The organism is Paracoccus chinensis (assembly GCF_900102885.1).
In the GTDB taxonomy this organism is placed as follows: Bacteria; Pseudomonadota; Alphaproteobacteria; order Rhodobacterales; family Rhodobacteraceae; genus Paracoccus; species Paracoccus chinensis.
This window is the reverse complement of record NZ_FNGE01000053.1, coordinates 1-3,053: the sequence shown is the minus strand read 5'-3', so window position 1 is coordinate 3,053 and position 3,053 is coordinate 1. Positions and strand designations below refer to the sequence as shown.

Here is a 3,053-nt window from a genome sequence, read left to right as displayed (position 1 = left end):
GATAATGGCACTGTCAGAAAATGGCCGCTTCCCTGCTTCCCGAGCAGGCAGGAAGCCTGAGACGGTCCAGAGGAAGAGAACGAACGGTCTGATGAGCAGGGGTGTGGCAAAGGGCATGGGGCTTCGCGGCTGCTGGAGGCAATGGCTGGCAACCGTATGGCTGATCGTGGCTTTCGCCGCCCTGGCTTTGCAGGCCGGAGCCCACACCCTCCCGGCAGCACACACGGTCCATGCCGAGCGAGCTGTCGCCGCTAGCCTGGACCAGGGCTGCGATCATTCTCATGCGGCGTCCGGCTGTGCCCGGACGACTTCCGGGGATCAGGACGGTTCCGGCGGGAGCGGGCCGGGTTCCCAGGACGACTGCTGCGCCCAGTTCTGCACGATCACCGCCCTTCTGCCAGAGAGCCCGCGGGCCGATCCGCCTTCCGGCGGGGAGACCCGCCTCGGCATTCTGGTGGGTCGCTTGGGGCGGACTCCCGAGGGAATCCTGCGGCCACCACGTTCATCAGTCGCTGCGTGAAGGCGTTGCGGATCCGAGAGGTCCGCGCCTTCCGGCCACTTCGGCCGACAGGCCGATAACGCCACTCGGACATCAACGATCACTAGGGGGCTGCGCGTGCGCTGTGTGATGCCGCGTTTTCCCGGACATGGATGAACAGCAATGAAACGAACTGCAATCGCCCTTTCCCTCGGCCTCGCGGCAGGGCTACCGGCTGTTGCCCTGGCGCAGGCCGGGCATGACACCCACCACCCTGCACAGACGCAAGAACAGGCCGCTGCGCCTGCCGCCCCGACGATGCCGATGCCGGGTATGCCAGACCAGATGCGGACCATGATGCAGGCCATGCCTGCCGAGTGCATGAGCGCCATGCAGCAGATGATGCAGGGCGGGATGATGCAAGATGCGGCCGATGCATCGAAGGCTGCCGGAACAGCCTCGGCCGACAGGAACGTTCCCGAGTTCACCCGCGCCTATGTGGATTCCATGGACGCGATGCACGGGCCGATGATGGAGGGCATCATGGCCGATGACCCCGACACGGCCTTCGTGCGGGGCATGATCCCGCATCATCAGGGCGCGATCGACATGGCCCGGATCGTGCAGCAACACGGCGATGATCCCCAGACCAGGGCATGGGCCGAGCAGATCATCGCCGCGCAGGAGCGCGAGATCGCCGAGATGGAAGCCTGGCTGAAGGAGAAGGCCCAGTCCGAGGCCATCGACTTCGGCCGGACCGGCGGCACCGTCTGGTCCGCCGACGAAGGCGGCAGCTCGATCAGCGCCATCGACCTGGGCACCGGGACCGTGACCACAACGCCGATCCCGGTGGCGCCCCATAACGTCGATCTGACGCCGGACGGGCGCTTCCTGCTGGCGGTCGGCACTCCGGCTTCCGGTGATCATGGCTCGGAAGGGCATGGCCACGACGGGGACGCCGCGGGACTTCTGGTAATGCTCGATCCACAGGACCTCTCGAAGCCTGCTGTCACGGTCGAGGTCGGTGCCCACCCGGCCCACGTCGTTGCCGATACGCAGGGTCGCGCCTATGCGTCCCTCTCGGGCGCGGACGAGGTCGCGGTGGTCGATCTCGCGAACGCATCGGTGGTCGAGCGCATCGAGACCGGAGCTTACCCGCACGGGCTGCGGCTCAGCCCAGACGGGACCGAGCTCTACGTCGCCAATGTCGAGGACGGGTCGGTCTCGGTCATCGACACGGCCAACCTCACCGAGGCGGCACGCATCCCGGTGGGCACGGCGCCGGTTCAGGTCGGCTTCACCCCTGATGGCAGCCGGATCTATGTCTCGCTGCGCGACGAGAACCGCGTGGCGGTGATCGACACCGCCACGCGCGAGGTCACAGGCAGGATCGAGGTCGGTCCCAATCCGATCCAGATGATCGCAACCCCCGACGGCAGGCAGGTCTATGTTGCCAACCAGGGGACCGAGGCCGCGCCGAACGACACCGTGTCGGTGATCGACACGGCGACCGGCAAGGTTGCCAAGACGCTGAAAACCGCTCCTGGCGCGCATGGTGTGTCGGTTTCGGCGGACGGCGCCTTCGTGTTCGTGACCAACATCGCGGACGACAGCGTCTCGGTCATCGACGTTGCGCGCCAGGAGGTCGTCGGATCGGTGCCGGTGGGCGACCGCCCGAACGGCATCGTCTATGGGCCGTCGAACTGACCGGATCGCAGAAGCTGGCGCCGAATTTCCCGGCGCCAGTCCGATCAAGGCCACCTCACCAAACTTAGCCTCTCCAGCGCCGCTCGCGCGGCACTTCCTCCGCGCGAGCCAATCAGAGGAAAGACTTCATGCGAACTGTTCTTCTTGCGGCGATTGCCGCGGTCGCCACAGGCGGTGCCTGGTGGCTCTGGGGCCAATCCGATGCCGCAAGGCCGGCTGAAGAGGGTCAGGCTCTTGTTGCTGTGACCATGCCGGCCACGTTGTCACCCGAAGCCAAAGCCGGTCAGCAGGCCTTCGCCGCCAACTGCGCATCCTGCCACGGCACCGATGCCGAGGGGCGGGCGGGGATTGCACCACCGCTCATCCACAAGATCTACGAACCGAGCCACCACGGCGACATGGCTTTCGTCCTGGCAGCACGCAACGGGGTGCGTGCCCATCACTGGCCATTCGGAAACATGGCCCCGGTTCCGGGACTCACGGACCCGGAGCTGGCCGGGATCATCCGCTTCGTGCGCGAGGTTCAGGTTGCGAACGGCATTCGCTAGATCGCTTCTCTTGGGCATCCTGACCGTGATCGGGGGCGGGTCCCGGCTGCGGCTTTACCGTGTCTCTGGTCAGCGTGCACGTAGCACCCTTCAGGGCAAGGGAGGACTGGAATGAACATCGCCGCAGCCGCGCGAGCGTCGGGTCTTACCTCCAAGACGATCCGATACTATGAGGACATCGGTCTTGTGGCCCCGCAGCGCGGGCCGAACGGCTATCGCCATTTCAGCCCTGCTGATGTCCACCGGCTGCGCTTCCTGAGCCGTGCGCGACGGCTCGACTTTTCGCTGCAGGACTGCCGCGACCTCCTGATGCTGAACGA

Annotated in this window: 3 protein-coding genes; all 3 read left to right on the top strand. The window is 66.2% G+C overall.

The genetic code is table 11. From position 1 onward, the window contains the following. Positions 1–661: 661 nt before the first annotated feature. Positions 662–2,185 carry a CopM family metallochaperone gene (gene copM, locus BLQ03_RS17490; RefSeq protein WP_090757569.1) on the top strand — a complete coding sequence of 508 codons (1,524 nt, stop codon included), beginning with the start codon at positions 662–664 and terminating at the stop codon, positions 2,183–2,185. 128 nt (positions 2,186–2,313) lie between these two features. After that, positions 2,314–2,733, top strand: coding sequence for a c-type cytochrome (locus tag BLQ03_RS17485; protein ID WP_036722580.1), 420 nt, complete (start codon positions 2,314–2,316; stop codon positions 2,731–2,733). A 111-nt stretch (positions 2,734–2,844) separates the two neighbouring features. Then, positions 2,845–3,053, top strand: a 209-nt coding sequence (locus tag BLQ03_RS17480) for a MerR family transcriptional regulator (protein ID WP_139166810.1), incomplete at its 3' end; no start/stop codon positions are given.

Bases quoted from the DNA above. Each gene is read 5' to 3' on its own strand.
- copM (WP_090757569.1), top strand. From the start codon at position 662: ATGAAACGAACTGCAATCGCCCTTTCCCTCGGCCTCGCGGCAGGGCTA.
- BLQ03_RS17485 (WP_036722580.1), top strand. From the start codon at position 2,314: ATGCGAACTGTTCTTCTTGCGGCGATTGCCGCGGTCGCCACAGGCGGT.